The sequence below is a fragment of the Streptococcus mitis genome (genome assembly GCF_047465045.1).
Taxonomy (GTDB): Bacteria; Bacillota; Bacilli; order Lactobacillales; family Streptococcaceae; genus Streptococcus; species Streptococcus mitis_DT.
On sequence record NZ_JASHAR010000053.1, the window covers coordinates 1 to 549 of the forward strand.

Below are 549 nucleotides of genomic sequence, written 5' to 3' on the forward strand. Positions count from 1 at the left end.
GGAGTTGATGAAAAAACGCTCTATGATCCTCACACTTGGCTAGATCCTGAAAAAGCTGGCGAAGAAGCTCAGATTATCGCTGATAAACTTTCAGAGGTGGATAGTGAGCATAAAGAAACTTATCAGAAAAATGCGCAAGCCTTTATCAAAAAAGCTCAAGAATTGACAAAGAAATTCCAGCCTAAATTTGAAAAAGCGACTCAGAAAACTTTTGTAACACAGCATACAGCCTTTTCTTATCTAGCTAAGCGATTTGGACTCAATCAACTTGGAATCGCAGGTATCTCTCCAGAACAAGAACCAAGTCCAAGACAACTAACAGAAATTCAGGAATTTGTTAAAACCTATAAAGTTAAGACGATTTTTACAGAAAGTAATGCTTCTTCGAAAGTAGCTGAAACTCTTGTCAAATCAACAGGTGTGGGGCTTAAAACTCTGAATCCTTTAGAGGCAGACCCACAAAATGACAAGACTTATTTAGAAAACCTAGAAGACAATATGAGTATTTTAGCAGAAGAATTAAAGTGAGGAAAGAATGAAAATCAATAA

1 pseudogene is annotated in these 549 nt (G+C 36.2%); it reads left to right on the forward strand.

What is annotated here, in order from left to right:
• A pseudogene (adcAII, locus tag QM409_RS10765) lies at window positions 1-528 on the forward strand (zinc-binding lipoprotein AdcAII); the annotation flags it as partial.
• Window positions 529-549 lie beyond the last annotated feature (21 nt).